Origin of the sequence: Bacteriovorax sp. DB6_IX (assembly GCF_000447775.1) — a bacterium.
Taxonomy (GTDB): Bacteria; Bdellovibrionota; Bacteriovoracia; order Bacteriovoracales; family Bacteriovoracaceae; genus Halobacteriovorax_A.
Genome location: NZ_AUNJ01000034.1, coordinates 1 through 1,160 on the forward strand (window position 1 = coordinate 1; position 1,160 = coordinate 1,160).

1 pseudogene is annotated in these 1,160 nt (G+C 33.2%); it reads left to right on the top strand.

Annotation, left to right across the window (positions count from 1 at the left end):
* Window positions 1-80: 80 nt before the first annotated feature.
* Window positions 81-1,160, top strand: a pseudogene (locus M901_RS01135) (DNA replication protein); the annotation flags it as partial.

Sequence of the window (1,160 nt, forward strand, 5' to 3'; positions counted from 1 at the left end):
TGCGATTATTATCTGAGTGTTATAGCTTTAAGCCTGATGATTTTCGATATGGCTACTATGTACAATCGTTCATTGTAGACATGTTGATTGAAAAAATGGAAAACGGGGAAAACCACTTATTTAGTCGCCTTTTTATATTAATAGCTAATTATCTGCTAAAAGTCGAGCATCAGGATCACCAGTACTCTAGAGGGGATTCAATAAGTATTATTACCTTTAGATTAAACCCTGATGAATACTTACTCACTTTAAGAGAAAAAATTATATCAAACTTATCTGTTTTAATAGCTAAAGATGAGTTTAATTCTTTAGCCATTGAAGCATTTAAAAAATATGTAGATAGGGTAAGATATGAAGGGATTGATATGGCTGAGGCTGACCTTCCTTTCATTGAGAGATATCTAATTAAAAAATTAGATAAAGATAACTTAACTCACTGCATGATGATGCAAAACTATTGTGAGCACCTTAATTCTTTAGAGTTGAACTATCCCAAAGAGTGGAACGCTGATTTCTTCAATGAAACGCTTAAAATATCACGCTTAATTCTTGAAGACAGATATGAGCGGCGTATACTTGAAATGGGTTATGAGGAGTATAACCAGTATCGACATAAGGGGTTGGTCGAGTATTTTACTGGTATTTCTATGGCGGATTTCATTGACTTCATAAATAGGTGTAAAGAGTTGAATAATGCTCTATCGGGGAGAGATAGGGATTATTCTCTAAAAAATGGAATTGAAATGAGTCTTCATGCAATGGCTGAATCAGTACCAAAACTCTTTCCTGATATTGTACTCATGTATATGGATTATGATGATTATTTTGAAGTGAATCCTCATCTAATAATCATTGATCTATTTAATTCTCGATCGAAAAAAGATGTTTTCTTAATGCTAAACAGCAAAGAATATCGAAAGAGGAAATTATGGCTATCTGCCTATTTTGCATTATTACCAGAGAAGTACATTGTTGAAGATGATGCTAGATTATTAGTAGAGCATGTAAGGACTACACCAAGTAATGAATTGCAAGATTGGCTAAATTATTTGGATAAGTATGAGTCTGTTGATGATTCTATATATAGAAAGATTGTCAGATCTCTAACAGATAAATCCCGTGAAGATGCTTACTATGCAAGGCCGTTGGAGCACATTTTT